Source organism: Streptomyces sp. NBC_00252, assembly GCF_036187565.1.
Lineage (GTDB): Bacteria > Actinomycetota > Actinomycetes > Streptomycetales > Streptomycetaceae > Streptomyces.
Genome location: NZ_CP108087.1, coordinates 7,896,083 through 7,911,440, shown reverse-complemented (window position 1 = coordinate 7,911,440; position 15,358 = coordinate 7,896,083). Strand labels below are relative to the sequence as shown.

14 protein-coding genes are annotated in these 15,358 nt (G+C 70.1%); 10 read left to right on the top strand and 4 right to left on the bottom strand.

Annotation, left to right across the window (positions count from 1 at the left end):
- The first annotated feature begins 390 nt into the window (after nt 1-390).
- The 7 genes from OHT77_RS35185 to OHT77_RS35155 all read left to right on the top strand — a co-directional run bounded on the left by OHT77_RS35185 (nt 391) and on the right by OHT77_RS35155 (nt 5,699).
- Nucleotides 391-1,284 carry a DMT family transporter gene (locus OHT77_RS35185; protein WP_328832428.1) on the top strand — a complete coding sequence of 298 codons (894 nt, stop codon included), beginning with the start codon at nt 391-393 and terminating at the stop codon, nt 1,282-1,284.
- Between the two features lie 44 nt (nt 1,285-1,328).
- A complete protein-coding gene (locus tag OHT77_RS35180; protein WP_328832427.1) occupies nt 1,329-1,850 on the top strand; it encodes an NUDIX hydrolase in 522 nt (173 codons plus the stop codon).
- A gap of 10 nt (nt 1,851-1,860) precedes the next feature.
- On the top strand, nt 1,861-2,253 hold the full coding sequence (locus OHT77_RS35175) for a YidH family protein (RefSeq protein WP_328832426.1): 393 nt from the start codon (nt 1,861-1,863) through the stop codon (nt 2,251-2,253).
- Nucleotides 2,250-2,573, top strand: coding sequence for a DUF202 domain-containing protein (locus OHT77_RS35170; RefSeq protein WP_328832425.1), 324 nt, complete (start codon nt 2,250-2,252; stop codon nt 2,571-2,573). The genes OHT77_RS35175 and OHT77_RS35170 overlap by 4 nt, the downstream gene beginning before the upstream one ends.
- A gap of 400 nt (nt 2,574-2,973) precedes the next feature.
- Nucleotides 2,974-3,270 carry a hypothetical protein gene (locus OHT77_RS35165; RefSeq protein ID WP_328832424.1) on the top strand — a complete coding sequence of 99 codons (297 nt, stop codon included), beginning with the start codon at nt 2,974-2,976 and terminating at the stop codon, nt 3,268-3,270.
- Nucleotides 3,271-3,455: 185 nt separating this feature from the next.
- The gene (locus OHT77_RS35160; RefSeq protein ID WP_328832423.1) at nt 3,456-4,478 is read left to right on the top strand and encodes a phosphotransferase family protein; all 1,023 of its coding nucleotides are present in this window, start codon (nt 3,456-3,458) and stop codon (nt 4,476-4,478) included.
- A gap of 6 nt (nt 4,479-4,484) precedes the next feature.
- Nucleotides 4,485-5,699 (top strand): acyl-CoA dehydrogenase family protein, encoded by a 1,215-nt coding sequence (locus OHT77_RS35155; RefSeq protein ID WP_328832422.1) that lies wholly within the window; start codon nt 4,485-4,487, stop codon nt 5,697-5,699.
- 121 nt (nt 5,700-5,820) lie between these two features.
- On the opposite strand, the gene OHT77_RS35150 is transcribed toward OHT77_RS35155, so the two are convergent.
- Genes OHT77_RS35150 through OHT77_RS35140 form a run of 3 tightly spaced genes read right to left on the bottom strand, consistent with a single transcriptional unit; the run spans nt 5,821 to nt 8,869 of the window.
- Nucleotides 5,821-6,414, bottom strand: a complete 594-nt coding sequence (locus tag OHT77_RS35150) for a TetR/AcrR family transcriptional regulator (protein WP_266767156.1) — start codon at nt 6,412-6,414, stop codon at nt 5,821-5,823.
- Between the two features lie 26 nt (nt 6,415-6,440).
- Nucleotides 6,441-8,108 (bottom strand): class I adenylate-forming enzyme family protein, encoded by a 1,668-nt coding sequence (locus tag OHT77_RS35145; protein ID WP_328832421.1) that lies wholly within the window; start codon nt 8,106-8,108, stop codon nt 6,441-6,443.
- Nucleotides 8,105-8,869, bottom strand: coding sequence for an SDR family oxidoreductase (locus OHT77_RS35140; RefSeq protein WP_328832420.1), 765 nt, complete (start codon nt 8,867-8,869; stop codon nt 8,105-8,107). The genes OHT77_RS35145 and OHT77_RS35140 overlap by 4 nt, the downstream gene beginning before the upstream one ends.
- A gap of 156 nt (nt 8,870-9,025) precedes the next feature.
- On the opposite strand from OHT77_RS35140, the gene OHT77_RS35135 reads away from it, so the two are divergent.
- Nucleotides 9,026-10,246, top strand: coding sequence for an exo-beta-N-acetylmuramidase NamZ family protein (locus OHT77_RS35135; protein WP_328832419.1), 1,221 nt, complete (start codon nt 9,026-9,028; stop codon nt 10,244-10,246).
- Between the two features lie 81 nt (nt 10,247-10,327).
- A complete protein-coding gene (locus tag OHT77_RS35130) occupies nt 10,328-11,692 on the top strand; it encodes a serine-threonine protein kinase (RefSeq protein ID WP_328832418.1) in 1,365 nt (454 codons plus the stop codon).
- Here the strand turns inward: OHT77_RS35130 and OHT77_RS35125 are convergent.
- A complete protein-coding gene (locus OHT77_RS35125) occupies nt 11,681-14,479 on the bottom strand; it encodes a penicillin acylase family protein (protein WP_328832416.1) in 2,799 nt (932 codons plus the stop codon). The two genes, OHT77_RS35130 and OHT77_RS35125, sit on opposite strands and share 12 nt — an antisense overlap.
- Nucleotides 14,480-14,723: 244 nt before the next feature.
- On the opposite strand from OHT77_RS35125, the gene OHT77_RS35120 reads away from it, so the two are divergent.
- Entirely contained in the window at nt 14,724-15,326 is a 603-nt protein-coding gene (locus OHT77_RS35120; protein ID WP_266767162.1) for a hypothetical protein, read from the top strand.
- Nucleotides 15,327-15,358: the final 32 nt, after the last annotated feature.

The window sequence follows — 15,358 nt, the reverse complement described above, 5'->3', positions numbered from 1 at the left end:
TCACGCGACGCTGCGGGACATCGGCCTGCCATCGGCCGATCACGCACAGCAAACCCTCAGCCATCACTTCGCGTCAAGTGGCGTACGCTTGTTACACCTGTCAACTACCGTGACAGGAGCGGTACTTGTGGCTGAATCCGGTACCCCGGACGGTACGCTTCCAACCGTTCACGAGGAACCGGTGTGGCGTACGCCATGGCGCTCGGGCTCCCGGCGACGGACCATGGGAGCACGGTCCCGCCGCCGCCTCCGATCGTGCCCGAGGTCGTCAGAGCATCGTGACCGGGTCGACTGTCCGCTTCCGGTACTCCCAGGGGCACGCCGGGCCCTGGGGCGCTAAAGTCGCCGCAACGCACCCCGTAGCCCGGCCCAACGATCGAGGTACGCAGCGTGTCGGTTCTGGTTCTGATGCTCGCCGTGAGTGCGGCCTGTTGCCTCGGCTTCGGGTTCGTGCTCCAGCAGAACGTGGCCCAGCAGGCACCCTTGAGCGACTTCCTCTCCCCGCGGCTGCTGCTCGACCTGATGCGGGTACCGCGCTGGCTCGGCGGCATCGGCCTGATGGTCGCGGGCATGGTGCTCGGCGCGATAGCGCTCAGCAAGGGCGAGGTCTCCCTCGTCGAACCGCTCCTCGCCACGAACCTCCTCTTCGCCCTCGCCCTCTCCCGCAAGCAGACGAGACAACCCCTGGGCCGCCAGGGCTGGGCGGGTCTGGCGCTCCTCGCGGGCGGTGTGACGACGTTCATCGTCGCGGGCGAACCCCGCAGCGGCACCGCGGTCACCGACCCGTTCCGCCACTGGCTGATCATCGGCGTCATGGTGGGCCTGGCCCTCCTCCTCACCACCTACGCCAAACGCTCCCGCCTGAGCTCGGGCCCGGTCCTCCTGGCCCTCGCGGCCGGCCTCCTCTACGGCGTCCAGGACGCGCTCACCCGCGTCAGCGGCCAGCGCTTCACCGCGGGCGGCCTCACCGAACTCCTCACGGGCTGGCAGCCTTACGGCGTGCTCGCCCTGGGGGTGACGGGCCTGGTCCTCGTACAGAGCGCGTTCGAGACGGCCCCCCTGCGCATGTCGCTGCCGGCCCTCACCGCGGCCCAGCCACTCGCCGGGATCATCTGCGGCGTCGGCTTCCTCGGCGACCGACTGCGCACCGACACCGGCGCCCTGGCCTGGGAGGCGGTGGGCCTCGCCGGAATCGTCGTAGGCATCCTGCTCCTCGGCATGCACCCCGCGATGCCGCGCGGCACGACAAGGCCGAAGCCGGCACCGGCACTGCAGCCGCACTGACCACCGGAGCGAGATCGTCGGCGCACCCCTGTTTGGATGGGGGCATGAGCGCAGCTGACGAAATCCTCGACATCGTCGACGAGCAAGACCAGGTCATCGGCCAGTCCCCCCGCGGCGAGGCCTACGCGCAGGGCCTCCGCCACCGCGCCGCCTTCATCCAGGCCCGCGACGCACAGGGCCGCGTCTTCGTACACCGCCGCACCCCCACCAAGCTCGTCTTCCCCTCCCTCTACGACATGTTCGTCGGCGGAGTGGTCGGCGCGGGCGAGTCCTACGACGACGCGGCGCTCCGCGAGGCCGAGGAGGAACTGGGCGTCTCCGGCCTGCCCCGCCCCACGTTCCTCTTCAAGTTCCTGTACGACGACGGCGCCGGGCGGACGTGGTGGTCGGCGGTGTACGAGGTGCGCTGCGAACTGCCGGTCAGCCCGCAGGTCGAGGAGGTCGCCTGGCACGACTTCCTGACCGACGACGAGATCGAACGCCGGCTGGGCGAGTGGGAGTGGGTACCGGACGGCCTGGCGGCCTACGCGAGACTGACGGCGTACCGGGAAGAAACGGCCGGATAGGGTCCTGCCCGTGATCGAATTCGTACGGAACGTCCGGCTGTGGTTCGCGCCCCAGGAGATCGGCGAGGAGGGCGGCACCCCCGACTACCGGTTCTCGCTGGCCAACGAGCGCACGTTCCTGGCCTGGCTGCGGACCGCGCTCGCGCTGATCGGCGGGGGCTTCGCGGTGGACCAGTTCCTGCCGCACCTGCGCTGGGCCTGGCGGGCGGGCCTGGCCCTGGCCCTGCTGGCGGCCGGCGTGCTCTGCGCACTGCGCGCGGTCAACCACTGGGTGCGGTGCGAGCGGGCGATGCGGCGGGGCGAGGACCTGCCGGTCTCCCGTTTCCCGGCGCTGCTGAGTGTCGCGGTGGCGATCGTGGCCCTGGCGATGGTCGTGGTCGTCCTGGCCGGCTGGGCCGGATGACCCGCCCCCCGACCCCCGACCGCGACCCCGGCCTCCAGCCCGAACGCACCCGCCTGGCCTGGCGCCGCACCACCCTCTCCAGCACGGTCGCGGCAGTCCTGGCCATGAGAGCAGCCCTCCACAACGGCGCACACCCCTCCAGCATCATCACCTGCGCCCTCTGCTGCACCCTCTGGCTGACCTTCCTGACAGTGGCCCACCAAAGAATCCGCACCCTCACAACACCCGGAATCCCCCCGACCCTGCCCCCAAGACAGGCACTGGCAGCGGTCCTGTGCACAGTGGCGGTAGCACTGTGCGCAGCGGCACTCGTGTACTGAAGCACAGCCCAACCCACACAGGCGGCCCCACGCACCGCCAGCCGCCCACGCACGGGAGCGGGTCGTGGCGGTACGGCGCAGCCCGCCGCGTACCCGGCACCAACCCCGCCGCCCCCTCTCAACAAACGCCAGGGCCCGACCGGCGGCGGGCTCGCTGTACCGCCACGACCCCGCCCCACAACGCACCAGCGCATCACCCGCACCCATAACCCCGCCCACCCCAACTCCCTCAAGGGGCGCGGGGAACTGCGCGCCCAGCCCCCACCGACCGGCACCCACACAACAACCCCAAACACCCCCCGCACCCCCAACCCCCGCGCCACGCACCCCATATAACCCCATACGCCCGATTCCCATGGCACCCTGACGGACGTCACCCCCCACTCCCGAAGGTGAGCACATGACCACCCCCCACCTGGAGCACGACGCCCACACCCACACCCACGGCCCGGACTGCGGCCACCCCGCCGTCCCCCATGACGACCACGTCGACTACGCCCACGACGGCCACCTGCACCGCGAACACGGCGGCCACTGGGACGAGTGCGAGCCCGGCACCCACGTCGCCCACCAGGAGCACACCCACCAGCACGGCCAGGACTGCGGCCACGAGAGCGTGCTGCACGGCGACCACGTCGACTACGTCCACGACGGCCACCGCCACGCCCTGCACGACGGCCACTGGGACGACCACTGAGTCCACGCCCGGCCCGAAACGGCCTGGAACCGCCCGGAAACACCGACGCACAGCTCCCCGTCGCCCAGCGCGGGGAGCTGTCGGCTTATCGTGGCCCCGGTCACGTTTCGTTCCCGCACTGGACGACATACCGACCGGTCGGCATGATGGGTGCAGACCTGCCCCTCCGTTCGTAGGAGTGATGTATGAGCCCCGACCACCCGCCCGGACTCGATCTCGACCGGCTGCGCGGCCTGCTCGACCGCGAGCAGCCCGGTCTGGTGACCGGCGCCCTGTCCGGCCGGCTGATCGAGGGCGGACGGTCGAACCTCACCTACGCGGTCACCGACGGCACCACGAAGTGGGTCGTACGGCGCCCCCCGCTCGGCCATGTGCTGGCCACCGCGCACGACATGAAGCGCGAGCACCGGGTGATCAGCGCCCTGCACCCGACGAGCGTGCCGGTGCCGAGACCCATCCTCCTCTGCGAGGACGACGAGGTGCTCGGAGCCCCGTTCTACGTCATGCAGTTCGTCGAGGGCACCCCGTACCGCACGGCAGGCGAACTGCTCCCGCTCGGCCCCGAGCGCACCCGGGGCGCGGTCCTCGAACTGGTCGACACCCTGGTCGAGTTGCACGCGGTGGACCCCGCCGAGGTGGGCCTCGCGGACTTCGGCCGCCCCGAGGGATTCCTCGACCGCCAACTCCGGCGCTGGGGCAAGCAGTTGGACGCCTCCCGCAACCGGGACCTGGCCGGCGTCGAGGAGTTGCACGCGGCCCTCGGCCACCGCCTCCCCACCTCGCCCGCACCGGCGGTCGTGCACGGCGACTACCGCCTCGACAACGTCCTGATCGGCGAGGACGACAAGATCAAGGCGATCCTCGACTGGGAGATGTCCACCCTCGGCGACCCGCTCACCGACCTGGGCCTGCTGGTGATGTACAGCATGCCGCTGGACCTGCCCAACTCCCCCATTTCCACCACGGCTTCGGCCCCCGGCCACCCCACACCGGCCGAGCTGATCGAGCGGTACGCGGCGCGCTCGGGACGCGACGTGTCGGCGGTCTCCTGGTACACGGCGTTCGCGTGGTTCAAGCTCGCCGTGATCCTGGAGGGCATCCACTACCGCTACACCCTGGGCCAGACGGTCGGCCCCGGCTTCGACCGCATCGGCGAACTGGTCCCCGTCTTCATCGAGCACGGCCTGACCACCCTTCAGGAAGGCTGACCCACCATGGACTTCGCGTACGACGCATGCACCGAGGAACTGCGCGCCAAGCTCCTGGCCTTCATGGACGAGTACGTCTATCCGGCCGAGCCCGTCGCCGAGGAGCAGCGCGCCCAGCTCGCCTCACCGTGGGACACCCCCGCCGTCGTAGGGGAGTTGAAGGCGGAGGCGCGCAGGCAGGGCCTGTGGAACCTCTTCCTGCCCGACGCCGAGTACGGCGGCGGCCTGACCAACCTCCAGTACGCGCCGCTCGCCGAAATCACCGGCCGCTCCCCGCACTTGGCGCCCACCGCGCTGAACTGCGCGGCGCCGGACACCGGCAACATGGAGGTGCTGTACCAGTTCGCGGACGAGCAGCAGAAGAAGCAGTGGCTGGAGCCGCTGTTGGCCGGTGAGATCCGCTCGGCGTTCGCGATGACGGAACCAGAAGTAGCCTCGTCCGACGCCACGAACATCACCACGCTCATCGAGCGGGACGGCGACGACTACGTCATCACGGGCCGCAAGTGGTACATCTCCGGGGCGATGAACCCCGACTGCAAGATCTTCATCGTGATGGGCAAGACGGACCCGGACGGCGCAGACCCGCGCCGCCAGCAGTCGATGGTCCTGGTCCCGCGCGACACCCCGGGCGTCACGGTGAAGCGGGCGATGCAGGTCTTCGGGTACGAGGACCACTCGCACGGCGGCCACGCCGAGGTCGTCTTCGACCACGCGCGGGTGCCGGTGACGAACCTGATCGGCGAGGAGGGCGGCGGCTTCGCCATCGCCCAGGCGCGGCTGGGCCCCGGCCGGATCCACCACTGCATGCGGCTGATCGGCATGGCCGAGCGGGCGATCGAGCTGATGTGTCAACGCGCCGTCTCCCGCGTCGCGTTCGGCAAGGCGCTGGCCCAGCAGGGCGTCGTCCACAACTGGATCGCGGACGCGCGGGTAGCCGTCGAGCAGCTGCGGCTGCTGGTCCTGAAGACGGCCTGGATGATGGACACCGTCGGCAACAAGGGTGCCCACACGGAGATCCAGGCCATCAAGATCGCCACACCCCGCACGGTCGTCGGCATCCTCGACAAGGCGATCCAGCTGCACGGCGCGGGCGGGGTGAGCCAGGACTTCCCGCTGGCCGAGCTGTACGCGAGCGCCCGCACCCTGATGCTGGCCGACGGCCCGGACGAGGTGCACCAACGGTCGCTGGCGCGCCGGGAGTTGAAGAAGTACCTGTAGGCACACACGAGTCGCGGGGCGGACCCCGCGGAGCCGAGGCTGGGGCCGCCCCCCGAGTCGTAGGCGAACGGGGGTGGGCCCACAGTCGTGGGCCCACCCCCGTTGACCGACAGCCGCGGGCCTACGGTCGCAGCGCGCGCAGCAGCAGGTCGGCCAGGTGGTCGGCGACCTCCTGCGGGGTGAGCGGGCCGCCCGGGCGGTACCACGTCGACAGGTGGTGGATCGAGCCGAAGTGGTAGTCGACGACGAGGTCCGCCGGGGTCGCCGTGGAGAAGACGCCCTCGCGCTGGCCCTCCTCGACGAGCCCGCGGAAGCGCTCGTGGTAGCGGCGGCGCTCGGCCCGCACCTGCTTGTTCTTCTCCGGGCTCAGGTGGTGCATGGACCGGAAGAAGATCGACGCGTCGTCGAGGTTGTCGATCGTCGTCACCACGACGTCCGCCGCCGCGTCCCGCAGCCGCTTCTCGACCGGCTCCTCGGCCGTCGCGAACACCTCGAGGCGCTCCTGCTGGAGGCGCAGCACGCGCGCGTACACCTCGTGCAGGAGGTCGTCCTTGGAGCCGAAGTAGTGGTACAGCGCCCCCTTGGTGACGCCCGCGGCCTCGACGATCTCCTGCACCGAGGTGCGGTCGTAGCCCTGCTCGGCGAACAGTCTGGTGGCGGCAGCGAGGAGCCGCTGCGGGACAGGGGCCCCGTCTCCGTCGGTCGTCCTGGGCACTGCCGCCACCTGCCTTTTCTGACTGTTCACGCGCTGTCGTGCGACCGGGAACGCAGTTCCCGCCGGAGGATCTTCCCACTTGCCGTCTTCGGCAGGTCGGGCAGGATCTCCACCTGGCGCGGGTATTTGTAGGCGGCCAGTCTCTCCTTGCAGTACACGGCGAGTTCATCCGGGTCGGTCTCGGCGCCCGGCCGCAGGCTGATGTACGCCTTCACGGTCTCGCCGCGATACCCGTCGGGCACCCCGACGACGGCCGCCTCGCGCACCGCCGGATGGGTGTACAGCACGTCCTCGACCTCGCGCGGCCACACCTTGAAGCCGGACGCGTTGATCATGTCCTTCTTGCGGTCGACGACGTACAGCCAGCCCTGCGGGTCCATGAACCCGATGTCGCCGGTGCGCAGTTCGCCGTCCGGGAAGGTCTCGGCGGTGGCCTCGGGGCGCCGCCAGTACCCGGGCACGACCTGCGGCCCGCGCACGACGATCTCGCCCTGCTCCCCGAAGGGCACCTCGGCGCCCTGGTCGTCGACGATCCGTACGACGGTGTCGGGCCCCGGCACGCCCACGGCGAGCGTCCCGGACGCCTGGTCGACGGGCGCCTCCAGGTCGGGCGGTACGGAGGCGCAGGGCGCGGTGCACTCGGTGAGGCCGTAGCCGTTGCGGATGTACGGCCCGAAGCCGGCCCGGAACTTCTCCACCAGCGCGGGCGGCACCGGGGCGCCGCCGGAGGAGATGTTCCGGAAGGACGCGAAGTGGTCCGGGGTGACGGCCGGGTGCGCGGCGAGCGCCATGAAGGCGGTGGACGGGCCGACCGTGTAGTGCGGCCTGTGCTCGGCGAACGCGTCGAGGACGACCCCGCCCTCGAACCGGTACACCAGCACCAGCGAGCCCCCGCTGACGAGCGAGGCGCCGAGCTGGCACACCATCCCGGTGATGTGGAACAGCGGTGCCATCGCGAAGTACACGGGGGCGTCCGGCAGTCCGAGCCCGGTGCGCTGCCGTTCGGCGTTGTACAGGATGTTGGCGTGGGTGTTGGTGGCACCCTTCGGGGCACCGCTCGTGCCCGAGGTGTAACTGATCAACGCGATGTCCGCCGGCGCCGGTTCACGCCCTTCGGGCGCCTTGTGCCCGGCCTTCGCGACGGCCACCAGGTCCTCGGCGTCGGCGGCCTGCGGGAGCCGCTCGAAGGTGAGCACGCGCGCGTCGTCCCGCGTCTGGAAATCCAGCTCGCAGGCGGTGAGCACGATCCGCACGGGGGACCCGGCGGCCGTCTCGCGCAGATACGACTCCCACGCCCGGTCGGTGCAGATCAGCGCGGCCACCTCACCGTCCCGCAGGACATGGGTGACCTCCCCCGACTTGTACATCGGGTTGACGGGCACGACGATCGCGCCCGCCTTCCAGGCGCCGAGCAGGGCGATCACGAAGTGGGGCGAGTTCTGCAGCAGCACGGCGACCCGGTCGCCCTGCTCCAGCCCGCGGGCGGCCAGATACCCGGCGACGGAGTCGCTCAGCGCGTCGACCTCGCGGTAGCTGAGCCGGCCGTCGAAGTAGGTGAGAAAGGTGCTGTCGGGCGTCTCGCCGACCACCCGGCGCAGGGCGTGCACCAGGGAGTCGTCCGGGCTGACGGGTCCCCGCTGGGCGTCGTTGAGCAGCGCCACCCACGGCTTGGCGGCATACAGGGAGTCGGTCACTCTCCGGCCTCCCACTTCTGCTGGATGTGGTTCATGGTGGTCAGCCAGCGGTCCGGCTCGGCGGCCCTGGCCTGGTAATACCCGGCGACCTCGGGGTGCGGCAGGATCAGGAAGCGCTCCTCCTCGATCCCCTTCATCAGCGCGTCGGCGACGACATCGGGCTCGATGGCCGTCGGCTGAAGCACCAGGTCACCCGCGCTGCCGGTGGCGGCCAGCATGTCGGTGCGCACCCCCTGCGGACAGATCGCGTGGACCTTGATCCCCCGGTGGCGGTACGTCAACGACAGCCACTCGGCGAAGGCGTACGCCCCGTGCTTGGTGACGCTGTACGGCGCGGCCCCGATCATGGTGAGCAGCCCGGCCGCGGACACGGTCGACACGAACCGCCCGCCGCCCCGCTCCAGCCAGCCCGGGATCAGCGCCTCGGCGGCCCGCACATGAGCCATGACGTTGACGTCCCAGGCCTGCGCCCAGACGTCCTCACCGGCGGCTTCCGACCCACCGGAGCCGACCCCGGCGTTGGCGCAGTAGATGTCGACGGTCCCACCGAGGGCGTCCCGTGCCTCACCGACGACGGCGGAGGCGTCCCCCGGCACGGCGATGGCCCCGATCTCGTCGGCGACGGCCTTGGCCCGGTCACCGTCGAGGTCGTTCACCACGACCCGGGCCCCTTCGGCGGCGAACCGCCGCGCAAGCGCGGCCCCGATGCCACCCCCAGCCCCCGTGACGACTACCCCGGCACCCTGAACGGCTTCCACCATCGGTCTCCTTCGACTGCGGCTCCACTGCCCAGCCAGACTAACCGGTCGGTATGTAACACCGGAAGGGAAAGTTTCCAGGGGCGCGGGGAACGGCGCGATCAGCCACATGCGGCCCGCACCCTACGAACCGCACGCGTCAGCCCCTACCGTGCCCGCATGCCCCTCACAAGACGAACGCTCCTGGCATCGGCACCGGCGGCAACCCTCACCCCCGCTCCCCCCAAGCCGCGCACCCTGCGCACCGGCTTCGAACAACTCGCCGCACACGACTACGCCCTCCTCGACAACCAACGGGTCGGCATCGTCACCAACCCCACCGGCATCACCAGAGACGTCCACCACATCGTCGACGTGATGCACGCCAACCCGCACGTGAACGTCACCGCGGTCTTCGGCCCGGAACACGGCTTCCGAGGCACCGCCCAGGCAGGCAACTCCGAGGGCTACTACACCGACCCGGCAACCGGACTCCCCGTCTACGACACGTACTTGAAGAGCGGCCAGCCCCTCGCCGACATCTTCCGCACCGCCGCCGTGGACACCGTCGTCTTCGACATCCAGGACGTCGGCGCCCGCTTCTATACCTACATCTGGACCCTGTACGACTGCATGGAGGCGGCCCAGCTCGCCGGCAAACGCTTCGTCGTCCTGGACCGCCCCAACCCGGTGACCGGCCGGGCCGCCCAAGGCCCGGTCCTGCACAGGGAGTTCGCCACCTTCGTGGGCAGACAGCCGATCGCCCAGGCCCACGGCATGACGGTCGCGGAGCTCGCCCGCCTGTTCAACGGGGAGTTCCTGACGAAGCCGGTCCCCCTGGAGACCGTACTGATGACGGGCTGGAGGCGTTCGGAGTTCTACGACGCCTGGTCGCTTCCCTGGGTGCCACCGAGCCCCAACATGCCGACGCCGGACACCGCGCTCGTGTACTCGGGGACGTGTCTCTTCGAGGGCACGAACCTGTCCGAGGGACGCGGCACCACCCGCCCCTTCGAACTGCTCGGTGCGGAGGGCATCGACGGGCGCTGGGCCGCCGCGGCGAATCAACTCGGCCTGCCCGGCGTGCACTTCAGGGAGGCCTACTTCGCGCCCACGTTCTCCAAGTTCGAGGGCAGGACCGTCGGCGGGGTCCAGCTCCACGTCCACGACCGGGCCGCCTACGACCCCGTCCGTACCGGCATCGCGCTGCTGGTGACCGCCAAGAAGGTCTGGAGCGGCTTCAGTTGGCGCTCGGACAACTGGATCGACAAGCTCACCGGGTCCGCGCGGGTGCGGACCGCGATCGACGCGGGCGCGGGCACCGACGAGGTGGTGGCGCAGTGGCAGGAGGAGTTGAGGGCGTTCCGACGGGTTCGAACTGAATACCTCCTCTACAAGTGAGTCGCGACGTATGGCCAATCTTCACCGGTAGCGGGACGATGCGCCCACATCGCACCACTTCGGGGAACAAGGGGGCCGGTCATGGCGGATCCGGCGATGAGCGTGAGCCCTTACTGGGAGTTGACCTTCGACGCCGACGGAGACGTCGACCAGGGAGAACGCGACCGGCTGCTGCGCGAGGTGCGGCAGCGCGGGGTGGCCGACCTGATCGTCTTCTCGCACGGGTGGAACAACCAACGCGCCGGCGCGACCCGGCTCTACAGCCGCTTCTTCGCGCCGATTCCACGCCTCGCACCCAGGGCGAAGATCGGGTACGTGGGCGTCATCTGGCCATCCATGGAGTTTCCGGACCAGCCGATTCCGGACTTCGCGCGGACCCCGGCGACCGCGGCCCGGCCGATGACGCCTCCCGCGCTCGACGCCGACACCCGGCACGCGCTCCTCGACGCCTTCCCCGGCAACGCCCCGGTGATCGACCAGATCGCCCGCATGCTGGACCAACACCCGCCGCAGGACGCGGAGTTGGAGGAGTTCGGGCGGCTGGTGCGGACGCTGGTGGAGGTGGTGCCGCCCGGCCCGCAGGCGCTGTTCGGCGCGGACACGCTGGCGGAGGGGGTGCCGCAGTGCGAGCCCCGGATGTTCGCCGCCGGCTGTACGGCCGAGGTGTGCGGGCAGTTCGCGCAGGCGCTGGACCGGCTCACGGCGCCCCCATCACCCGGCCCGGTGCGGGAGTTCGCGTTGCCGAACCCGTGGAAGGGTGCACGGGAGCTGTTGCGGCAGGCGGCGTACTACGCGATGAAGCGACGTGCGGGCACGGTCGGCGAGCGGGGGCTCGGCCCGGTGATCGGGCGGCTCGCGGCAGTGGCGCCGGAGGTGCGGGTGCATCTGGTGGGGCACAGTTTCGGCGGGCGCCTGGTGTCGTTCGCGCTGCGGGGGCTGCCGGAGGGGGTGCGCTCGGTGAAGTCGGTGACGTTGCTCCAAGGGGCCTTCTCCCACTACGCGTTCGCGGCCAGGCTGCCGGAGGACGCGCGGAGCGGGGGTGTGCTGCAGGGCCAGCAGAACCGTGTCGACGGGCCGTTGGTGTGCTGCTACTCGCACTTCGACTCGGCGCTCGGCACGCTCTACCCGCTGGCCTCGCGGATGGCGGACGACGACTGCTCGTTCGCCGCGGCCGACCTCGTCCGGGTGCTGGGCGACAAGTGGGGCGCGCTGGGCCACGACGGGGTGCGGGCGGTGCCCGGCACCCCGTCGCTGACCTTGGACGAAGCGCTCGACTCACCGCTGCCCGCGTCGGGTTGTGTGAACGTCGACGCCTGTGCGGTGGTCTGCCGCGGCGCGGCCCCGACGGGGGCGCACAGCGACATCGTGCACCCGGAACTCGCCCGGGTGGTGCTGGCGGCGGGCCGGATCGGCCGGCCCGCCGCCGCGTCGGCGTCACCGGTGTGACGTGTACTCCACCACCTGCTGGAAGGTGGGCCGGTTCTGCCAACTGATGTTGGAGTGCTTGATGCCGCCCAGGGTGCGCTGGACGATCGAGTCGGCGCACCACTGGTCACCCGCCGAGCACAGGCTGTCGCCCGGGTAGACCTGGGCCGCCGTCCGGCCGGCCGCGGTCTTCAGGGTGCTGATCAGGATGTCCCGGCAGGCGCTGAGGCTGCCGCCGCCGCAGTACTCCTGCGCGAGGCCGCTCTTCACGGTCTGTCCGAGCACCGCCCGGATGTCCTTGTCGACGTAGCTCCACCAGCCGTACTGGAAGGAGCTGCCGGCGTGGGCGCCGGTGGGGCCGTGCGCCGCCGACGGGGTCTCGTCGATGTACAGGTTGTTGGTGAAGGCCGTGTACAGGTCGCTGCCGAGGCCCGGCTGGAACTCGGCCTGCACGAGGGCGGGCCACCACGCGTCCAGGATGCGGATCGCGTCGGCGTTGGCGTAGGTCTTCGAACCGGCCGACGTCTCGGTGCGTTTTGCACCCGCCGTGACCCACGCGGACAGCTTGCTGACCGCTGCCGCCGCGGTGGTGTCGGTCACCGTGGAGCTGTTGATGACCTGGAGGAGTTTCGGCAGCACGTCCTCGGCGCGCAGGTCCTCCAGGGAGGCGTCCGACATGGCCTTCACGAGCGAGGTTCTGGTGACACCGCCCGCCGCGACGAGTTTCTTGACGCGGTCGTCGAGCAGGTTGCCGCGGTGCACCGAGCCGTCGCCCCAGGAGGCGGTGGTGTAGTCGTCGGCCTGTTTGTTGTTCCAGGAGATGTAGTAGTCCTGGTCGATGGAGTTCGGGTGCTGCGAAGCCGGCGTGTAGTCGGCGGTGTTGGTGGTCGGGTTCCAGTTCTTCCACTCGTAGGCCGACTGCGCCCACACCGGGAACTCGGCGTCGACCCCGTTCGCGCGGACCGGGTTGTCACCGCTGTTGTAGTACGCGGTGTGCTGCGAGTCGGCGTAGAACCAGTTGAACGTGAAGTTGATGTGCTGCGCGGCGGTCTGGAAGGTCTGCGGACTCTTCACGTAGTCCGGGTCGTTGAGCATCTGGAAGCCGATGATCGAATCGGCCTCGTGCATGTAGGACGAGCGCAGGGTCGTGTAGGCGACCTTTTTCCCGCCGACCGTGGCTCTGTATTCGACCGGCCCGTACTTCGTTTTCCAGACCTTCATCGTGTACGACCCCGCCGCCGTGCCGTCGGCCGTGGTGGGCGTCCAGGAGTTGGCCTGCTGGACCTCGTCCATGGCGGTGCAGGTGCCGTGGAAGAGGTAGTGGTAGTCGTCCTGGCAGAGTTCGACGGCGTAGGTGTCGATGATGTCCTGGCCGGACGTGGTCGCGCTCCACGAGTAGTCCTGGCCGCGCCCGAGTTCGACGTACATGCTCAGGCCCGCGAAGGAGGCGCCGCGGGCGCTGATACCCGGGCCCTGGATCTCCTGGAGCATGAGCAACTGCGGCGCGAAGTAACCCGTTTGGGGTCCGAAGACAGCGATCGGGTGGCCGCTCGCGGTGTATTTGCCGCTCACCACAAGGGCGTTGGACATCCCGCGCTTGGCCGAACTGAGGGTGGCGGTGGCCGCGGCCTTGGCGGCGGCGGTGGCGCTGGTGCTCGCTCCGGTGCCGGTGGCGTCGTAGACCAGTGGCTGCTGGACCACGGAGCCCGCGTCCGGCATCGCCGCGCCGACGGCGGTGGTGGGCTTGGTGGCGTAGGGGAAGCTCTCGCCGTTGTGGACGGTGACCACGGCCTCGGGGTCGTTGCGTTCGCGGAACGACTCCCAGACCTTGGTGCCCTCCTCCACCCCGTACTTGGACTGCGCGGCCATCAGCGACAGCGCGTTGTTGACCTCGCCGCCACCGCCGGAGCCGAACAGTGTGCCGATGACGGAGGCGAGGGCGACCAGGTCGGTGATCTTGAAGTGGTCGATCGTGCCGGCGTTGGTGATCGCGTCCTTGTGTCCGGTGAGGACGTACTCGCCGGGGAAGTAGCGGCCGCTGTCCGAGGCGTCGATGTAGGCGTTGATGCCGGCCAGATAGGCGTTGGCGTCGGCGAGCGCCTGCTGGCCGCGGGCGCCGTTGTTGGCCACGGCGTTGTCGATCTGGGACTGCAGATCGGCCTCGGTGTAGGGGGCGTTGCGGTAGAACTCCTGCTCAAGGCCCTGGTTGGAGGCCGCGCCGCCCGCGAAGCTGGTCAGTTCGCCGCGTCCGACGTGCCGGAAGACGTCCATCAGCCACAGCCGGTCCTCGGCGGCGGCGTACCCGGCGCCGTACTCGGTGCCGTAGCGCGTGGTGCCTGTGATGTGCGGCACACCGGTCTTCTTGTCACGGACGATCGTGACGTCGGTGCGGCCGCTCGGGTTCTCGCTCGAGGCGACCTGGTCGGAGGGGACGCCGAACGAGGCGTCGTTGAAGAAGTTGTTGATCTTCGCGTCGGTCAGCGTGGAGGCGCCGGTGGCCAGGTTGGCGTAGGGCCCGAGCTGGTCCTCGGCGTGCGCGGGCTGCACACCGAAGGCCTGGTTCAGCAGGATCTGGGCGAGGGTGGCGTTGCCGTTCTCGCCCGCCGGGAGGATGTCCGAGCACTGACCGCCGCAGTAGTCGTTCGACGCCGTCACGGCCGACGGTGTCGCGGCCGAGGCCGTCCCCTGGGCAAGAGGAGACAAAAGGGCGGCAACGAGGGCGCATACGGATGCGGTCTTCAGGAACCCGGGGAATCCGCCGGGAGTTCTCAGTCTGTCGAGCAAGTTACGCGGGGTGCGCCGTGGCATGGCAGCTCCTACCGACGGGGGGTGGTGCCGGACGTTACCGCCGGTATCCCCGAGATTGAAGATGAACATGCGTCAAGTTTTGGATCGGGGCGAGTGGCTTTATGGATCGAGGCAAGTGGCTTATGGGGGGCATCGGAAATCGGATGGAGCCAAAACGCTTGTCGATACGTCTATTCGGCGACGTCCGTTCGACGACGCCGAGGTGACCGAAGTACAGGTGCAGGTGTGACGGAGGTGCAGGGCGATGGCCGGTTTCCGGAGTCTGGCGAGACAGGTGCGAGACCCTCGGTGCGATCTGGCGCTTAGGCGCTACTCGCTGCGCAAGTGCCTTGAGCGGTTCGCCCCTTACGGGCACAGGGCGACCTGGGACCACTTGTGCTCCCGGGCAGGGTTCGGACCCGAGGACCGCTCCCCCGACCCGGCGCGGCTCGTGGCCGCACTGGACGAGCTGGAGGAAGCGCGCAAGGTCTGGCTCGCCTACGAGGTCGGATTCGCCGAGCGCCGTAAGAAGGAGAAGCACGACGGGCTCCGCCGCCCGGGCACCGTGGACGACTGGCACCGGCTGACCTGGGGCGGCTTCGGTGTCGCCTGGTGCGACGACCCACGCCTCCACCCCCATGAACCACTCGCCGAGGTGCTGCGCCGGCTGATCGCCGCGCTGGAGCGCGAACCGGGTTCCGTGTGCCCGGTCTGCGCCGGGGAGCGCCTCCAGTGGAAGTACGACCTGGCCCACGAACCCTCCTCGGGCCCGGTCTGCACGGACTGCGGAATCGTCGTACCGCGTCCGGTGCTCACGCCCGAGGCACTGGCGTACGCCAGGCGGGGACGGCTGCTGATGTCGGCGTGAGCGCTCCGCTCGAAGAACGGTGCTGAGGTGCG

Excerpts from the sequence above, each read along its gene's own strand:
- OHT77_RS35125 (WP_328832416.1), bottom strand. The coding sequence starts at position 14,479 with ATGCCACGGCGCACCCCGCGTAACTTGCTCGACAGACTGAGAACTCCC.
- OHT77_RS35120 (WP_266767162.1), top strand. The coding sequence starts at position 14,724 with ATGGCCGGTTTCCGGAGTCTGGCGAGACAGGTGCGAGACCCTCGGTGC.
- OHT77_RS35155 (WP_328832422.1), top strand. The coding sequence starts at position 4,485 with ATGGACTTCGCGTACGACGCATGCACCGAGGAACTGCGCGCCAAGCTC.
- OHT77_RS35160 (WP_328832423.1), top strand. The coding sequence starts at position 3,456 with ATGAGCCCCGACCACCCGCCCGGACTCGATCTCGACCGGCTGCGCGGC.
- OHT77_RS35165 (WP_328832424.1), top strand. The coding sequence starts at position 2,974 with ATGACCACCCCCCACCTGGAGCACGACGCCCACACCCACACCCACGGC.
- OHT77_RS35135 (WP_328832419.1), top strand. The coding sequence starts at position 9,026 with ATGCCCCTCACAAGACGAACGCTCCTGGCATCGGCACCGGCGGCAACC.
- OHT77_RS35140 (WP_328832420.1), bottom strand. The coding sequence starts at position 8,869 with ATGGTGGAAGCCGTTCAGGGTGCCGGGGTAGTCGTCACGGGGGCTGGG.
- OHT77_RS35170 (WP_328832425.1), top strand. The coding sequence starts at position 2,250 with ATGACCCGCCCCCCGACCCCCGACCGCGACCCCGGCCTCCAGCCCGAA.
- OHT77_RS35180 (WP_328832427.1), top strand. The coding sequence starts at position 1,329 with ATGAGCGCAGCTGACGAAATCCTCGACATCGTCGACGAGCAAGACCAG.
- OHT77_RS35130 (WP_328832418.1), top strand. The coding sequence starts at position 10,328 with ATGGCGGATCCGGCGATGAGCGTGAGCCCTTACTGGGAGTTGACCTTC.